The organism is Salinispora vitiensis (genome assembly GCF_000378825.1).
In the GTDB taxonomy this organism is placed as follows: Bacteria; Actinomycetota; Actinomycetes; order Mycobacteriales; family Micromonosporaceae; genus Micromonospora; species Micromonospora vitiensis.
This window is the reverse complement of the sequence record NZ_KB900388.1, coordinates 2,550,172-2,563,594: the sequence shown is the minus strand read 5'-3', so window position 1 is coordinate 2,563,594 and position 13,423 is coordinate 2,550,172. Positions and strand designations below refer to the sequence as shown.

16 protein-coding genes and 2 tRNA genes are annotated in these 13,423 nt (G+C 70.6%); 11 read left to right on the top strand and 7 right to left on the bottom strand.

Annotated features, from left to right (window positions below; translation table 11 throughout):
- The first annotated feature begins 10 nt into the window (after positions 1-10).
- Positions 11-84, top strand: a tRNA-Met gene (locus tag SALPAC2_RS0111855).
- An 82-nt stretch (positions 85-166) separates the two neighbouring features.
- On the opposite strand, the gene SALPAC2_RS0111850 is transcribed toward SALPAC2_RS0111855, so the two are convergent.
- Complete coding sequence (locus SALPAC2_RS0111850; RefSeq protein ID WP_026184656.1) at positions 167-781, bottom strand: dihydrofolate reductase family protein; 615 nt, start codon at positions 779-781, stop codon at positions 167-169.
- A gap of 118 nt (positions 782-899) precedes the next feature.
- On the opposite strand from SALPAC2_RS0111850, the gene SALPAC2_RS0111845 reads away from it, so the two are divergent.
- The 4 genes from SALPAC2_RS0111845 (at position 900) to SALPAC2_RS0111830 (ending at position 3,186) form a co-directional block, all read left to right on the top strand.
- Positions 900-973 (top strand) — tRNA-Met (locus tag SALPAC2_RS0111845).
- Between the two features lie 76 nt (positions 974-1,049).
- Positions 1,050-1,292 carry a hypothetical protein gene (locus tag SALPAC2_RS0111840; RefSeq protein ID WP_018216871.1) on the top strand — a complete coding sequence of 81 codons (243 nt, stop codon included), beginning with the start codon at positions 1,050-1,052 and terminating at the stop codon, positions 1,290-1,292.
- Positions 1,293-1,391: 99 nt separating this feature from the next.
- Positions 1,392-2,225: a phosphoribosylaminoimidazolesuccinocarboxamide synthase gene (locus SALPAC2_RS0111835; RefSeq protein WP_018216870.1), complete on the top strand. Its 834-nt coding sequence runs from the start codon at positions 1,392-1,394 to the stop codon at positions 2,223-2,225.
- A gap of 22 nt (positions 2,226-2,247) precedes the next feature.
- Positions 2,248-3,186 (top strand): ribose-phosphate diphosphokinase, encoded by a 939-nt coding sequence (locus SALPAC2_RS0111830; RefSeq protein WP_018216869.1) that lies wholly within the window; start codon positions 2,248-2,250, stop codon positions 3,184-3,186.
- A 16-nt stretch (positions 3,187-3,202) separates the two neighbouring features.
- Here the strand turns inward: SALPAC2_RS0111830 and SALPAC2_RS0111825 are convergent, their stop codons facing one another.
- Positions 3,203-3,658, bottom strand: a complete 456-nt coding sequence (locus SALPAC2_RS0111825; RefSeq protein WP_026184655.1) for an ATP-binding protein — start codon at positions 3,656-3,658, stop codon at positions 3,203-3,205.
- 93 nt (positions 3,659-3,751) lie between these two features.
- Positions 3,752-4,324: a DUF5709 domain-containing protein gene (locus tag SALPAC2_RS0111820; protein WP_018216867.1), complete on the bottom strand. Its 573-nt coding sequence runs from the start codon at positions 4,322-4,324 to the stop codon at positions 3,752-3,754.
- Between the two features lie 181 nt (positions 4,325-4,505).
- Between SALPAC2_RS0111820 and SALPAC2_RS0111815 the strand changes: the two genes are divergently transcribed.
- A complete protein-coding gene (locus tag SALPAC2_RS0111815) occupies positions 4,506-5,708 on the top strand; it encodes a glycosyltransferase (protein WP_018216866.1) in 1,203 nt (400 codons plus the stop codon).
- On the opposite strand, the gene SALPAC2_RS0111810 is transcribed toward SALPAC2_RS0111815, so the two are convergent.
- From SALPAC2_RS0111810 to aroA, 4 genes are read right to left on the bottom strand one after another with little or no spacing between them, the layout of a single operon-like run.
- Positions 5,663-6,586: a hypothetical protein gene (locus SALPAC2_RS0111810; RefSeq protein ID WP_018216865.1), complete on the bottom strand. Its 924-nt coding sequence runs from the start codon at positions 6,584-6,586 to the stop codon at positions 5,663-5,665. The genes SALPAC2_RS0111815 and SALPAC2_RS0111810 overlap by 46 nt on opposite strands.
- Before the next feature lie 60 nt (positions 6,587-6,646).
- Positions 6,647-7,465 (bottom strand): histidinol-phosphatase, encoded by an 819-nt coding sequence (hisN, locus tag SALPAC2_RS0111805; RefSeq protein ID WP_018216864.1) that lies wholly within the window; start codon positions 7,463-7,465, stop codon positions 6,647-6,649.
- Positions 7,466-7,490: 25 nt separating this feature from the next.
- Positions 7,491-8,615, bottom strand: coding sequence for a ribosome small subunit-dependent GTPase A (gene rsgA / locus SALPAC2_RS0111800; RefSeq protein ID WP_018216863.1), 1,125 nt, complete (start codon positions 8,613-8,615; stop codon positions 7,491-7,493).
- Entirely contained in the window at positions 8,585-9,886 is a 1,302-nt protein-coding gene (aroA, locus tag SALPAC2_RS0111795; RefSeq protein ID WP_018216862.1) for a 3-phosphoshikimate 1-carboxyvinyltransferase, read from the bottom strand. The genes rsgA and aroA overlap by 31 nt, the downstream gene beginning before the upstream one ends.
- A 105-nt stretch (positions 9,887-9,991) precedes the next feature.
- Here aroA and SALPAC2_RS0111790 point away from each other — a divergent pair, with 105 nt between their 5' ends.
- The 5 genes from SALPAC2_RS0111790 (at position 9,992) to rsrA (ending at position 13,318) form a co-directional block, all read left to right on the top strand.
- Positions 9,992-10,711, top strand: coding sequence for an SOS response-associated peptidase (locus SALPAC2_RS0111790; protein WP_033661885.1), 720 nt, complete (start codon positions 9,992-9,994; stop codon positions 10,709-10,711).
- Positions 10,712-10,902: 191 nt separating this feature from the next.
- A complete protein-coding gene (locus SALPAC2_RS0111785; RefSeq protein ID WP_026184652.1) occupies positions 10,903-11,295 on the top strand; it encodes a WhiB family transcriptional regulator in 393 nt (130 codons plus the stop codon).
- A gap of 53 nt (positions 11,296-11,348) precedes the next feature.
- Positions 11,349-12,017: an alpha/beta hydrolase family protein gene (locus SALPAC2_RS0111780; protein WP_018216859.1), complete on the top strand. Its 669-nt coding sequence runs from the start codon at positions 11,349-11,351 to the stop codon at positions 12,015-12,017.
- 205 nt (positions 12,018-12,222) lie between these two features.
- Positions 12,223-13,029, top strand: coding sequence for a sigma-70 family RNA polymerase sigma factor (locus SALPAC2_RS0111775; protein ID WP_018216858.1), 807 nt, complete (start codon positions 12,223-12,225; stop codon positions 13,027-13,029).
- A 1-nt stretch (position 13,030) separates the two neighbouring features.
- Positions 13,031-13,318, top strand: a complete 288-nt coding sequence (gene rsrA, locus SALPAC2_RS0111770) for a mycothiol system anti-sigma-R factor (protein WP_018726056.1) — start codon at positions 13,031-13,033, stop codon at positions 13,316-13,318.
- The last annotated feature ends 105 nt before the right edge of the window (positions 13,319-13,423 follow it).

The following is a 13,423-nucleotide window of genomic DNA, read 5'->3' as shown; positions in this document are numbered from 1 at the left end:
TACGAGCCGACGCGGGGTGGAGCAGCTCGGTAGCTCGCTGGGCTCATAACCCAGAGGTCGCAGGTTCAAATCCTGTCCCCGCTACTCATTCGAAAGCCCCGGAGGAATCCTCCGGGGCTTTCGCGCATTGGTGGACCGGGCCGGCGGGACGTCCTGATGGAGGGTGTTAGGCGGGGTCGCCGGTTTGGCGGGTGTAGTGCGCAACGATCACACCACTGGCCAAGGGGCGCGTCGAGGTGAGCGCGAAGCGGTGCGGGTCGAAGCCCCGGTCGACCAGCGGGATACCGCTGCCGGCGACGACCGGGTTGAGTTTGAGCACCAGTTCGTCGAGTTCGTCGAGGAGCTGACCGGCGAGCTGTCCGCCACCGCAGAGCCAGATGTCTCGGCCGGGCCGTGCCTTGAGCTGGCGGACAAAGGAGCTCGGGTCACCGGAGACGATCTCTACGTCCGGGTGGCTGGCCGGGGCCAGCGAACGGCTGAAGACGTACTGCTTCAGGTGGTCGTAGGGGCTGGTGTGTCCGAGCTTGAGGCCCGGCTCGTAGGTGATGCGGCCCATCAGCACGGTGTCGAAGCGACCGGTGGCCGGGGATGCGACACCGAGTTGGGTGTGGGCGAAGGTGGGCAGCGTCTGGGGCCATTCGGCCACCAGGTAGGAGGCTAGATCGGGCCCCAGCGGGAAGAAGTCGAACGATCCGTCGGGCGCGGCGATGAAGCCGTCGAGCGTGGCGGCGACGAAGTAGACGAGCTTACGCAAAGCGACTCCGATGTTCGGGCGGTCCACAGAGGTGGTCGTGGATCGGCGCGAATCTACAACATGGGTCGTGGATGTACCGGGTAAATACTGGGCGGTGGGGGTGCGGATCATGGCCGGATCTGATGGGGTACAGTAATGAAGCCGACGCGGGGTGGAGCAGCTCGGTAGCTCGCTGGGCTCATAACCCAGAGGTCGCAGGTTCAAATCCTGTCCCCGCTACTTGTTCGAAGGCCCTGGAGGTTTCCTCCAGGGCCTTCGTCGTACCCGGCTTGCGCGGTTCGGCCAGGATGGGGTCATGACTGCATTCGCGAAGTGGTGGAGCCGGCTCAGCACGGTCTTCGGTGCGGTGGTACTGGCGGTCTTTGTCCCGGTGGCGGCCTGGGCGGCCAGTGGCCCGGGTGAGCTGGTGGTCGAGGCCGCCCGGCGTCGCCGCGGGGGCTTCGGCTTCCTCGGGTTCTTCTGTTGCCTGGTCGTGGTCGTCGTGATCGTGTTGCTCGCCCTGCGGGTCCTCCGTGGTCGGCGCGGTCCCCGGCGCTGAGTCGACCGGCGGCGGGTTCCCGGCGCGCGTTTCGGTCCGTCTTACGGACCGCGCTCTGCCAGCGCGGGCCGATCTGAGCCGCGTGATGTACTAGCTCGCGTGGAACTTCTGCACTCGGGCAAGGTCCGGGATGTCTACGCTGACGGCGACGACCTGATCCTGGTCGCCTCGGACCGCGTCTCTGTCTACGACGTCGTGCTGCCGACGCCGATCCCGGAGAAGGGCAAACTTCTCACGGCGCTCTCGCTGTGGTGGTTCGACCAGCTCGCCGACCTGGTGCCGAACCACGTGCTCTCGGCGACCGACGTGCCGCCGGAGTTCGCCGGCCGGGCGATTCGGTGCCGGCGACTGGAGATGGTTCCGGTGGAGTGTGTGGCCCGGGGCTATCTGGTCGGTGGCGGCTTCGCCGAGTACCAGCGCACCGGAGCGGTCTCCGGGATCGAACTGCCGCGCGGAATGGTCGAGGCGGCCGCCCTGCCGGAGCCGATCTTCACCCCCTCCACCAAGGCGCCGGTCGGAGAGCACGACCAGCCGATGACCTTCGGTGAGGTGATGGACAAGGTTGGCGCGGAGACCGCCGAGCGGCTGCGCCAGCTCACCCTCGACGTGTACCGACGGGGAGCCGAAATCGCCGCCGACCGGGGAATTCTGATCGCCGACACCAAGATCGAGTTGGGTTGGGCCGCCGATGGCACGTTGACGATCGGCGACGAGCTGCTGACCTCGGACTCGTCCCGGTTCTGGCCGGCCGAGTCGTACCAGCCGGGGCGCGCCCAGTTCTCGTACGACAAGCAGTACGTGCGGGATTGGGCCACCAGGAGCGGCTGGGACAAGCAGAGCCCGGCGCCGGAGGTGCCCGGTGAGGTCGTTGCCGCCACCCGGGCCCGCTACGTCGATGTCTACGAGAAACTCACCGGCCAGCGCTGGAGCTGATCGTGTCGTAAAGTCGGTAGCTGTGCGCCAGCTCGCCGTTTTCAGTGGAAGCGCCCATCCTGAGCTCGGTGCGGAGATCTGCACCCACCTGGGGGTGCCCCTGTACCCCACCCGGGTGTCCCGGTTCGCCAACGACTGCCTGGAAGTGCAGTTACAGGCCAACTGCCGGGAACGGGACGTCTTTCTGGTCCAGCCACTGGTCCCGCCGGTGCAGGAGCACCTGGTCGAGCTGCTGTTCATGGTCAACGCGGCCCGGGGAGCCTCCGCCGGTCGGATCAGCGTGGTGCTACCGCACTACGCGTACGCCCGCTCCGACAAGAAGGACGCGCCGCGTATCTCGATCGGTGGCCGGTTGGTCGCGGACCTGCTGACCGCGGCCGGCGCCGATCGGGTGCTCACGATGACCCTGCACTCGCCGCAGGTCTACGGCTTCTTCGGCATCCCGGTCGATCATCTGCACGCGTTACGCGAACTAGCCGCCCACTTCCAGGCGCATGACCTGAGCAACACCGTGGTGGTCTCGCCCGATCTGGGCTACGTCAAGGAGGCTGCGGTCTTCGCCCGGCAGCTCGGCACGCCGGTCGCCGCCGGCGCCAAGCAGCGCTTCGGGGGCGACCGGGTGGAGATCAGCACGATCATCGGCGAGGTCCAGGGCCGAGACGTGATCGTGGTGGACGACGAGATTGTCAAGGGCAGCACGGTGGTCGAGCTGATGAGCCACCTGCGCGAGTCGGGGGTCCGTTCGATCCGGCTGGCCTGCACCCACGGCCTCCTCGTGGACGGAGCCGCGCAGCGGTTGAGCGAGCAGGAGGAGGTGCGGGAGATCGTCTGCACCAACACGGTTCCCATCCCCGCCGAGAAGAGGGTCCCAAAGCTGACCGTACTGTCGGTGGCCCCCGTGTTGGCTGAGGCGATGCGCCGGATTCACAACGGCGAGTCGGTGAGTGCGCTCTTCGGCTGAACCGCCCGGCCCCCGGCTAGTCGGGGGCGGCGTGTGGGGTTGGCAGGAGGGTCGTGATGCGGACGACCGTGCCGGCCTGGTCGGACGCCACATCCATGGTGTCGCTCAACTCGCGGGCTAGCCAGAGCCCCCAGCCCCCGACCGATTCGCGGGCCGGGCGGCGGTGGTCTCCCGGTAGCCGGCTGCTGACTCCATCCCCATGGTCGGAGACCTCGCAGACCAGGCTCCCGGCCTGCCGCCACATCCGTAGCGACCCGCGGCCGCCGCCGTGGCGAACCGCGTTGGTGGTCAGCTCGTTGACCGCCAACACGAAGTCGTTGAGCCGCTGGCCCCGTAGACCCGCCGCGTGCGCGCATGCGGCGGCCGAGTGGCGGAGCTGGGTCACCTCTCCCCGGTCGAAGGCGGTGGCGATCAACAGGCAGGGTTCCGGAGGCGTAGCCGTGCGCGATAGGTCCGGGTCTGCGTTCGTCATGGCCCTTCCCGGCAGGGGGTCACGGTGCGGAATAGTGGCAATTTTCACCGTACGCCAGGGCCGCTACCCGGATCGATGGCTGACGGCCGCGGGTTAGCCCGCCGGCGGCGGGCGGGTCTCGTGGACCGCCAGTTCCTCCGCGCTCGCTCCGCCTCCCGCCGAACCCGCGTCGTACGCGACCGAGTCGGTCTCCTGGTCGGGATGGACGCCCTCGTCCGGCTCAACCAGCCGACCCACCTGGGCGTCGGCCCCGCTACCGAGCAGGCCGTGGTCGTAGAGGGAGACCGGGGAGTTCGGATCGGAGGAGGGCCCCGGCTCGAACACGTCCGCGTCCAGCTGGGCTTGGGCGGCCTGCTCCGGGCTGTTCGCCTCGGCGGCGATGTCCGGGTCCACCGGGCCGGCCAACGGATCATCCGCCGGCCGCTCGTACCGCTCCCGGCCGAGTTTGACGTCCAACGACTCGCCGTCGAGTTGTTCGTCGGCGGTGGTCCCGAACCGGTCGACCGCGACCGGCATCCGGTCTCCGGGCAGCTGAGCCGGGTCTGGGCCGTCTGCCTCCCGCCCGGTCCGGACATCGTCCTTCGCTGTCGAGTCGTCGTCGGCGGTGTCGGGCAGGCCCATCGCCTCCGGGTCGGACACCGGAGTCGGGTACTCGTCGTCGCGCATGCCGATGCTCTACCCGCTGCCCCACGTCTCATAACCGTCGCTCCGGCCGCTGTCGCCGGTCTGTGGGTGCTGGTGGCGCTGTGCCGCCACCCGATCTGCCAGGTTTCGGCTCCCCGGCCCCTGGGTAATGGGACCCTCTGACCGGGAGGACCCGCCACCGTCACGATGCCTGGAGGTGACCATGCGCGTCGGTCTCGTCTGCGCGCACGCCGACCCGTCCCGGCCTGCCGGTGGCCGGTCTGTCGGGACCCATCAGCACATCGCCCGGGTCGCCGCCGAACTCGCCGGGCGGGGGCACGACGTCCGGCTCTACGAGCGCCACGACGCCCCGGAGCAGGCGGCGACGGCGACGGCGGACGGCTACCTGGTCGAGCGGGTCCCGGTCGGTCCCGCCGCGGCGGCACCCACCGGCGAGTTGGTTGGCCACGTCGCCGAGTACGGCCGTTGGCTGGCCGGTCGGTGGGCGGAGGACTGGGTGCCGGAGCTGGTGCACGGGCACTACTGGCTCGGTGGGCTCGCGGCCGCCCACGCCGTTCGCGAGACCGACATCCCGATCGTGCAGACGTTCCACTCGCTCGGGTTGGAACAGCTGCGCCGGCTCGGTGCGCGCTACGGTGCGCCACCGGAGCGAATTCCGTTGGAGCGGGCACTCGTACGCGTGGTGGACATCGCGGTGGCTCAGTCCAATGACGAGGTGGACGAGTTGGCCCGGCTGGGTCTGCAACGTGCCTCCGTGGCACTGGTCCCACCGGGGGTGGACGCGGAGCTGTTCCACCCGGACGGGGAGGCGGCGCCGCGCGAGGCGCGACCGCGGATCCTCTCCGTGACCACCCTCGACGCCGGCCACGGTCAGGAGGATCTGATCCGGGTGATCCGGATGATTGGCGACGCGGAACTGGTGATCGTCGGCGGCCCGCCGGGCGAGCGGCTCGCCGGGCACGCTGAGGCACGCCAGCTGCTGGAGCTGGCCGAACGCAACGGGGTGGCCGACCAGGTGACTCTGGTGGGGGCGGTGCCGCACGAGCAGCTGGCCACCTGGTATCGCTCGGCAGACGTGGTGGCCTGTACGTCGGGCTACCTGTCGGCCGGTCGGGTGTCGTTGGAGGCGATGGCCTGCGGCGTGCCGGTCGTCGGGTACGCGACGGGTGGGGTCGCCGACGCCGTCGTGGACGAGGTCACCGGACGGCTGGTCCCGCCGGGCGATGTACGTGCGTTGGGGGTGACGTTGCGTCAGCTGATGGCCGACAGTGCCGGGCGGTTCGCGTACGGGCACGCCGCCGTGGACCGGGTGCGGTGTAGCTACACGTGGGAGCGGACCGGTGCCGCCCTGGAACGGCTCTACGAGCGGGTGGTCCGTTCTCGCGCCCCGGTCGAGGCCGCCTGAGCGCTCAGCCGCCCCGGCGGCACCGAGCTGGCCGGGTCAACGCTGACCACCACCGGTTCCCGCCTACTGGTCGGGGCGGACTGGTGCTGCGGCTCCGCGTACCGGGTCAGCCCCAGCACGGCGGCGAGGGTGACCAGGAAGCCGGCTGCGGCCAGCCACTCCCGTCCCGGCCAGATCTGGTCGCCGAGCAGCAGCAGCCCGATGACGGCTGCCGGCACCGCCCCGGCCGCGTCCATCGCGGCCACGGCTGCCGTGGTTGAACCGCGTTGCATCGCCAGGCCGAGTAGCAGCTGGCCGATGACCGAGTGGGCCACCAGCAGGTAGAACAGCGGATTGCCGAGGAACTCCTCCGCCGAGTGGGTTGAGGCAAGTGGTCGGGCCGCCACCGCCGCGGCGGAAAAGGCCAGGCCGGCGAGGGAGCCGAGCGCGACCGATCCGGGCGCGCCGTGCAGCCGTACCGCGAAGAAGCCCAGGATGGCGATCACGCCCAGGGTCACCGCCAGGGTTACCAGGCCGGCGGTGCCGAGCTGCCGCGAGGGTGCCGGCCGGGCCGAGAGCACCAGCCCGGCGATGCCGGCGACGAGCAGTACCAGCAGAACGACCTCCGCCCTGGGTAGTCGCCACCTCAGCAGGAGCACCCCGAGCAGGGCGGTCACGCCGAGCCCCGCCGCCATGCTTGCCTGCACCAGGAAGAGCGGCAGGTCCCGTCGGGCCAGGAAGGCCAGCACGAAACCGCCGACTTGGCAGCCCAGACCGAGCAGGTAGGTGCGGTGTCCGGCCAGTCGCAGCAGTAACCCCGGGTCGAACGAGTGGTGCACGGTGGTCCGGGTTGCCGCGACCGACTGCAGTAGGTTGGCGATCCCGTACGCGATGGTCATTGCCGCGAGGAAGTACCAACCGGAGGAAACCACAGCAGAGAGGATAGAGGCTGACCGAGATCAGCGCGCAGGTGCTCGCCCCAGACGGGCGACGACGCCGGTGTGCAGCGGACCGTTCGTGGCAACCGCGCTGATCCCGCCGGGGGCGGCGGCCCCCGGGACGGGCTGACCGGCCAGATCGGTGAAGGCGCCGCCCGCCTCGGTCACGATCGGTACCAGTGCGGCGACGTCCCACAGCGACAGCTCCGGCTCCACCATGATGTCCAACGCGCCCTCGGCCAGCAGCATGTAACCGTAGAAGTCGCCGTACGCCCGGCTGCGCCACGCGTCCCGCATGATCTGGAGGACCGCCGGCAGCCGCCCGCGCTCCTCCCAGCCGTCGAGTGAGGAGTAGCAGAAACTGGCATCGGTCAGCTCGGCCACCGCCGACACCTGGATCGGTGCGCCGGACGCCTGGTCTGGCCCCGCGTACGCCCCCTCGCCGAGCGCCCCCCACCAGCGCCGCCCCACGGCCGGTGCGGAGACCAGGCCGGCGACCGGTTGGCCCCCCTCGAGTAGGGCGATGAGCGTGGCCCACACCGGTACGCCGCGAACGAAGTTCTTCGTCCCGTCGATCGGGTCGATCACCCACTGCCGCCCGCCCGGGCGGGCGCCGGACTGCTCGCCGTACTCCTCACCGAGGAGGCCGTCGTCGGGGCGCTCGGCGCGCAGCAGAGCCCGAATCTCCTGCTCGACCGCGGTGTCGGCGTCGGAGACCGGGGTGAGATCTGGCTTCGTGTCCACCCGCAGGTCCCCGGCGCGAAACCGGGCGGTGGAGATCGCGTCGGCGGCGTCCGCGAGGCGGTGGGCGAGGGTGATGTCGGCGGCGTAACCCTTCATCCAGGGAAGAGTAGTGCCGGTCTGGTCAACTCTCCGCCGACGGGCTACTCGGGTCTCGGGAGCTGGGCTTGGTGCGTGGCTCGCTCTCGCCCGTGCGCGAGGCGAGGAGCCGCCGGTACGAGGCCAGCCGGCGCGGGTCGGCCTGGCCGGCGTCGACCCGGGCGCCCAGCCCGCAGCGCGGCGCACCGGCGGTGTGTGGGCAGTTCGCCGGGCAGTCGGCCGCTCCCTCGGCGAGGTCGGGGAAGCCGTGCAGGAGGCTCTCGGCGGAGACGTGGGCCAACCCGAAGCTGCGGATGCCCGGGGTGTCGATGATCCAGCCCTCGGCGGCGTCGGCGACCGGCGGCAGCCGGAGCGCCACCACACTGGTTGACGTGTGCCGGCCCCGACCGATCGCGCTGACCTGGCCGACTGCCCGGGTGGCCGCGGGGACCAGGCGGTTGACCAGTGTCGACTTGCCGACCCCGGAGTGCCCCACCAGCACCGAGATCCGTCCGGCCAGGAGACCGCGTAGCGCGTCCAGGGTCGCCTCGGGGCAGATCAGGACGGAGGGCAGCGCCAAATCGGCGTAGTACCCGAGCACCTCGTCCGGTCCGGCGAGGTCGGCCTTGGTGAGGCAGAGCAGCGGCTCGATGTCGGCGTCGTACGCGGCCACCAGGCAGCGGTCGATGAAGCCGGTCCGGGGCGGCGGATCGGCCAGTGCGCTGACGATCACGAGCTGGTCGGCGTTGGCGACGACGACCCGTTCCAGTCGCCCTTCGGCGGTGGTCGCATCATCCTCGGCGGTACGTCGCAGCACCGAACTGCGGTCGGCTATGCGCACGATCCGGGCCAGCGCCCCGGGCGTGCCGGACGTGTCGCCGACCAGCCCGACCCGGTCGCCCACCACGACGGACTTGCGACCCAACTCCCGGGCCCGCATCGCGGTCACCGGTGCCTGCTTCGGGTCGGCGTTCGCCAGCATGCAGGTGTAGCGGCCTCGGTCCACGGCGATGACGAACCCCTCAACCGCGTCCGCGTGGCGCGGGCGCTTCCGGGTACGCGGGCGTGAGGATCTGCCGGGCCGAATCCGGACGTCGTCCTCGTCGTACTCCCGCCGCCTCGTCGCCAGGACAGCTCCCCTCAGCTCTTGCCGGTTACCATCGCCGACCATAGCGCCGGGAATTCCGGCATCGTCTTCGAGGTGCAGGAAACGTCGCTTAGCTCGATGCCGGGCACGGCCAGCCCGGCGATCGCGGCGGCGTGCGCCATTCGATGGTCGTGGTAGGTCTCGAAGACTCCGCCCCGAAGCGGCCGGGGTCGGATCGCCAGCCCGTCCTGGAATTCGGTGAGGTCGGCGCCGAGTGCGGTGAATTCGCGGGCGAGCGCCGAGATCCGATCGGTCTCGTGCCCCCGGATGTGGGCGATCCCGGTGAACTGGGAGGGGGAGTCGGCGAGCATCGCCAGCGCGGTCAACGCCGGGGTCAGCTCACTCACGTCGGACAGGTCGGCAGTCACGCCGTGCACGCTGCCGGTGCCCCGCACGGTCAGCCCGGCGGTGGAGAGGGACACTTCGCCCCCCATCTCCTGTAACAGCCCGCGGAGCCGTTCGACTGGTTGGACGCTGCCGCCCGGCCAGCCGGTCACGGTTACCTCTCCGCCGGTGACCAGCGCGGCGGCGAAGAAGGGGACCGCACCGGAGAGGTCCGGTTCGATCTCCCAGCCCCGGCCGGTCACTGGGCCCGGTTCGACCGTCCAGACGTCAGGGGTGGTGTCGTCGATGGCGGCTCCGGCGGCTCGCAGCATCTGCACCGTCATCCGGAGGTGGGGCGCGGAGGGCACCGGTGGGCCGACGTGTCGAACGACCACCCCTCGGTCGAAGCGGGGAGCCGCCAGTAGCAGCCCGGAGACGAGCTGGCTGGAGGCGCTGGCGTCGATCACGACCTCGCCGCCGCGAATGTTGCCGGCACCGAGCACGGTCAGCGGCAGACTGCCGGAGGCCGGCGAGGTGATTCGGACGCCGAGGTGGCGCAGCGCGTCCAGGAGCGGTCCGAGTGGACGTTGGCGGGCCTGCGGGTCGCCGTCGAAGGTGATTCGACCATCGGCGAGGCCGGCCACCGGGGGCAGGAAGCGCATCACCGTGCCGGCGAGGCCGACATCGATGTGTGCCGGTCCGGCGAGCGGGTGCGGCCGGACCAGCCAGCGTTCGTCGTCGCTGATCGAGACGTGCGCACCCATCGCCCGTAACCCGTTGGCCATCAACTCGGTGTCCCTGGCCCGTAGGGGCCGGGCGAGCGTCGATGGGCCGGTAGCCAGGCCGCTGAGCACCAGGGCACGCGCGGTCAGTGACTTGGATCCGGGTAGGCGCAGCGTCGTCGAGACCGGGTCCGAGGCGGTCGGCGCGGTCCACGGCCGTAGCGGCCGGGTAGCGGTCAGATGTCCCACGGTTACATTCTGCCGCCTTCGCCAACCGTTACCGACGGCTACCCCCGGTTGTTGGCCGGGTTCACGGGACGGCGGGCGACCGGTCGGGGCGCTAGCGTGTCCGGTGTGTGCGGGAGATACGCGACGACCCGGTCCGCGGGGGACCTGAGTGCGATGTTCGAGTCGTACGACGAAACGGGCGGTCGGCTCAGCGCGGCCTACAACGTCGCCCCCACCGATCCGGTGCCGTTGGTTCAGGCCACCGCGGCCGGCCAGCGGACACTCTCCCTGGGGCGCTGGGGCTTCGTCCCGGCTTGGTCACGCTCCCCGGCCGGCGCTGCTCGCATGATCAATGCTCGGGCTGAGACGGTGGCCACCAGCCGTGCGTACGCCCGTGCCTTCGCCCGCCACCGTTGTCTGCTGCCGGCGGACGGTTGGTACGAGTGGGTCCGTCACCCGGGCGGCAAGCAGGCGTACTACCTGACCCCCCGGGACGGCTCGGCGGTCGTCTTTGCCGGCATCTGTTCGGTGTGGGAGGGCCCGGACGGTCCGTTGCTCACCTGCGCCATCGTGACCACCTCCGCCCGCGGTGGCTTGGCCGACGTGCATGACCGGATGCCGCTGCTGCTGCCCAGCGAGCGGTGGGGTGCCTGGCTGGGGCCCACGGACCGGCCGGCGGACCTGCTCGCCCCGCCGTCGCTGGCGTGGCTGGCCGGGCTGGAGATCCGTCCGGTTGGGCCGGCGGTTGGCAATGTCCGTAACGACGGCCCGGATCTCGTCGAACGGGTTGCTGCGTCAGCACCGCACCGGCGTGGCAGCGGGCTCGGAGAGGAGACACTTTTCTGAAGTATCCGCCTTAGGGTCAGGTGATTTGTCGGTTTTAAGCGTAAAACTTTCTTGGTTTATTTAACTTTTTCCCGCTACCCCTTGTATCGACTTCAAAAAGTGCGATACACCAGAGCGCCGGTGGTGGGCGTCGATTCGCATGCGGGCGAATCGCGCCCCAAATTTTCCGGTCCCACGGGGGAGGTGGGTGGATGACCAGGGCACGTATGCCCCGTCCACACGAGGTTGCTGCGGCACGACGTGACACGCGCCTGTTGCGGGCGATGCACGAGCGCCAGCAAGACGAAGCATGGCGCACCAGAGGCCTGTGCCAGAGCGTTGACCCGGAGACTTTCTTTCCGGCGCCCAACGAGCCTGCGGACGCCGCTATCGCGCTCTGTCACACCTGCGATGTCCAGGGGGCTTGTCTCGCCTGGGCGTTGGAGGTCGGCGACTGCTACGGCGTGTGGGGTGGCACCACCCCACGCGAACGCCGGGCCATGCTGGTCGCCTGGCGCGGCGAGCACGGCCCGCCCGCGCTGACGGACGCTGCCGGGCCGCTGGTCCGGGGCCGACGGCTGACCCCGGTGCCGCTCGGCCGCTGAGGGTCGGTGCGGCCGAGCGGCCGGAGCAGCGTCGCGAGGGTCAGAATCGTGGGGTGCCGCCGACCGAAGAGATCAACACCCCGCACGGGCCGGCCGGGGTGGACCTCGACCGACCAGTCGGTTCGCCCTCCGCCCTGCTGGTGCTCGGTCATGGGGCGGGCGGCGGGGTGGATGCGCCGGACCTGCTCGCGCTGCGGGACGCCGGGCTAGCCGCCGGGCTGGTCGTTGCCCGGGTGACTCAGCCCTACCGGCTCGCGGGCCGCCGCGCGCCCGCGCCCGCGCGGCAGCTCGACGCCGCCTGGACGGTGGTGTTGTCCGTGCTTCGAGCACGGTGTCCCAAGGTTCCGCTGGTGGTGGGCGGCCGCTCCAGTGGCGCCCGAGTGGCCTGCCGTACCGCCGACGCGGTGGGGGCAGCCGGCGTGGTGGCCCTGGCGTTTCCGTTGCACCCACCGGGCCGACCGGAGCGGTCTCGCGCCGCCGAGCTGCCGGTCAGCGTGCCAACGGTGGTGGTGAACGGCGACCGGGATCCGTTCGGGATGCCGGTGGCCGCGGTGTCGACGGTGTGCGTCATCCCCCGGCCGGGGGAGCGACATGAGCTGCGCAAGGATCCGGTGGGCACGGCGGCGGTCGTTCTCGACTGGCTGCGCGCCGGTGGCTGGACCCGCCCCCCGGATCGGTCGTCGCGTGGGGCCGCATCGTCCGACTGCGCCGAGGAGGCGTGACCGCGGTGGGAGACTCTCGTTGCTTTGGATGGTGCCGCCCGCCCAGTCCGGTGGCGGCGCCGGTCCTCCCGGGCCCTTCCTGGTCCCAGTTCCGGTCCCCGCCGAGGTCGGGCCGGGACCAGGAAAGGGGGCCGATGGCTGGAATCCCGCCCCGCCGACCTGCGTTACACCCCCCGGACGACTTTTCCGACGAGGGGGATGGCCGATGCCGGTCGAGACGCAGGCCCGGGAGTTGGACGATCGGGACACGCGGCGGCTACACCGTGTGCTGGAGGGGCCGAGCTGGCCAGCGGTGGCGTCGGTAGCCCAGGCCTCACTCGGGCACCTGGGCGGAAGTGAATCTGTCGGCGAGCGGGTACACGTATCCTCGGCGGGGAAACGGCCGACGCGAGGGGATGTGCGGTTGACCACCGAGAAGACGGACGAGCGCAGGGCCCGCTTCGAGCGGGATGCGATGCCCTTCGTTGACCAGCTCTACGCAGCCGGCCTACGGATGACCCGCAACCCGGCAGATGCCGAGGACCTGGTCCAGGAGACGTATCTGAAGGCGTACGCGGCCTTTCACCAGTTCGAGCAGGGCACCAACCTGAAGGCCTGGCTGTATCGGATCCTGACCAACACCTACATCAACTCCTACCGGCGGCGGCAGCGGCAGCCGATTCAGGCGCCGACCGACGAGATCACCGACTGGCAGCTTGCCGAGGCCGAGTCGCACACCTCCAGCGGGCTGCGCTCCGCGGAGACGGAGGCGTTGGATCGGTTGCCGGACAGCGACATCAAGCAGGCTCTCCAGCAGCTACCCGAGGAGTTCCGGCTGGCGGTCTACCTCACCGATGTCGAGGGCTTCTCCTACAAGGAGGTGGCCGAGATCATGGGTACGCCGATCGGCACGGTGATGTCACGCCTGCACCGCGGCCGTCGTAATCTGCGCAAACTGCTGGAGCAGTACGCGGCCGAGCGGGGCTTCAGCTCTGCGCCGTCGGCCAAGGGCTCGACCGGCCGGGGGGTGTGACGTGAGCTGTGGAGAGCCGCACGAGACGGATTGCCGTGAGGTGTTGGCGGAGGTCTATCTCTACCTGGACCTGGAGTGCGCCGAGGAGCGGCGGAAGCTGATTCGACACCACCTCGACGAGTGCGGGCCATGCCTGCGCGAATACGGTATCGAGCAGGAGGTCCAGGCGCTCGTGGCCCGTTGTTGCGGTAACGAGACCGCTCCGGACCAGCTTCGCGAGCGGCTCCGCAGCAAGCTCGCCGAACTCGTGGTCTTCGGCGGTAGCGAGTCGCGCGAGTTGGCTGACTGACCGGGGTGACACCGCGGTGGCCCGGACCGATTTCGGTCCGGGCCACCGTCGTCCCCGCTGGCCGAGCCGGCTGGGCCTGGTCGCGGCGCGGCTCAGGAGTTGGGG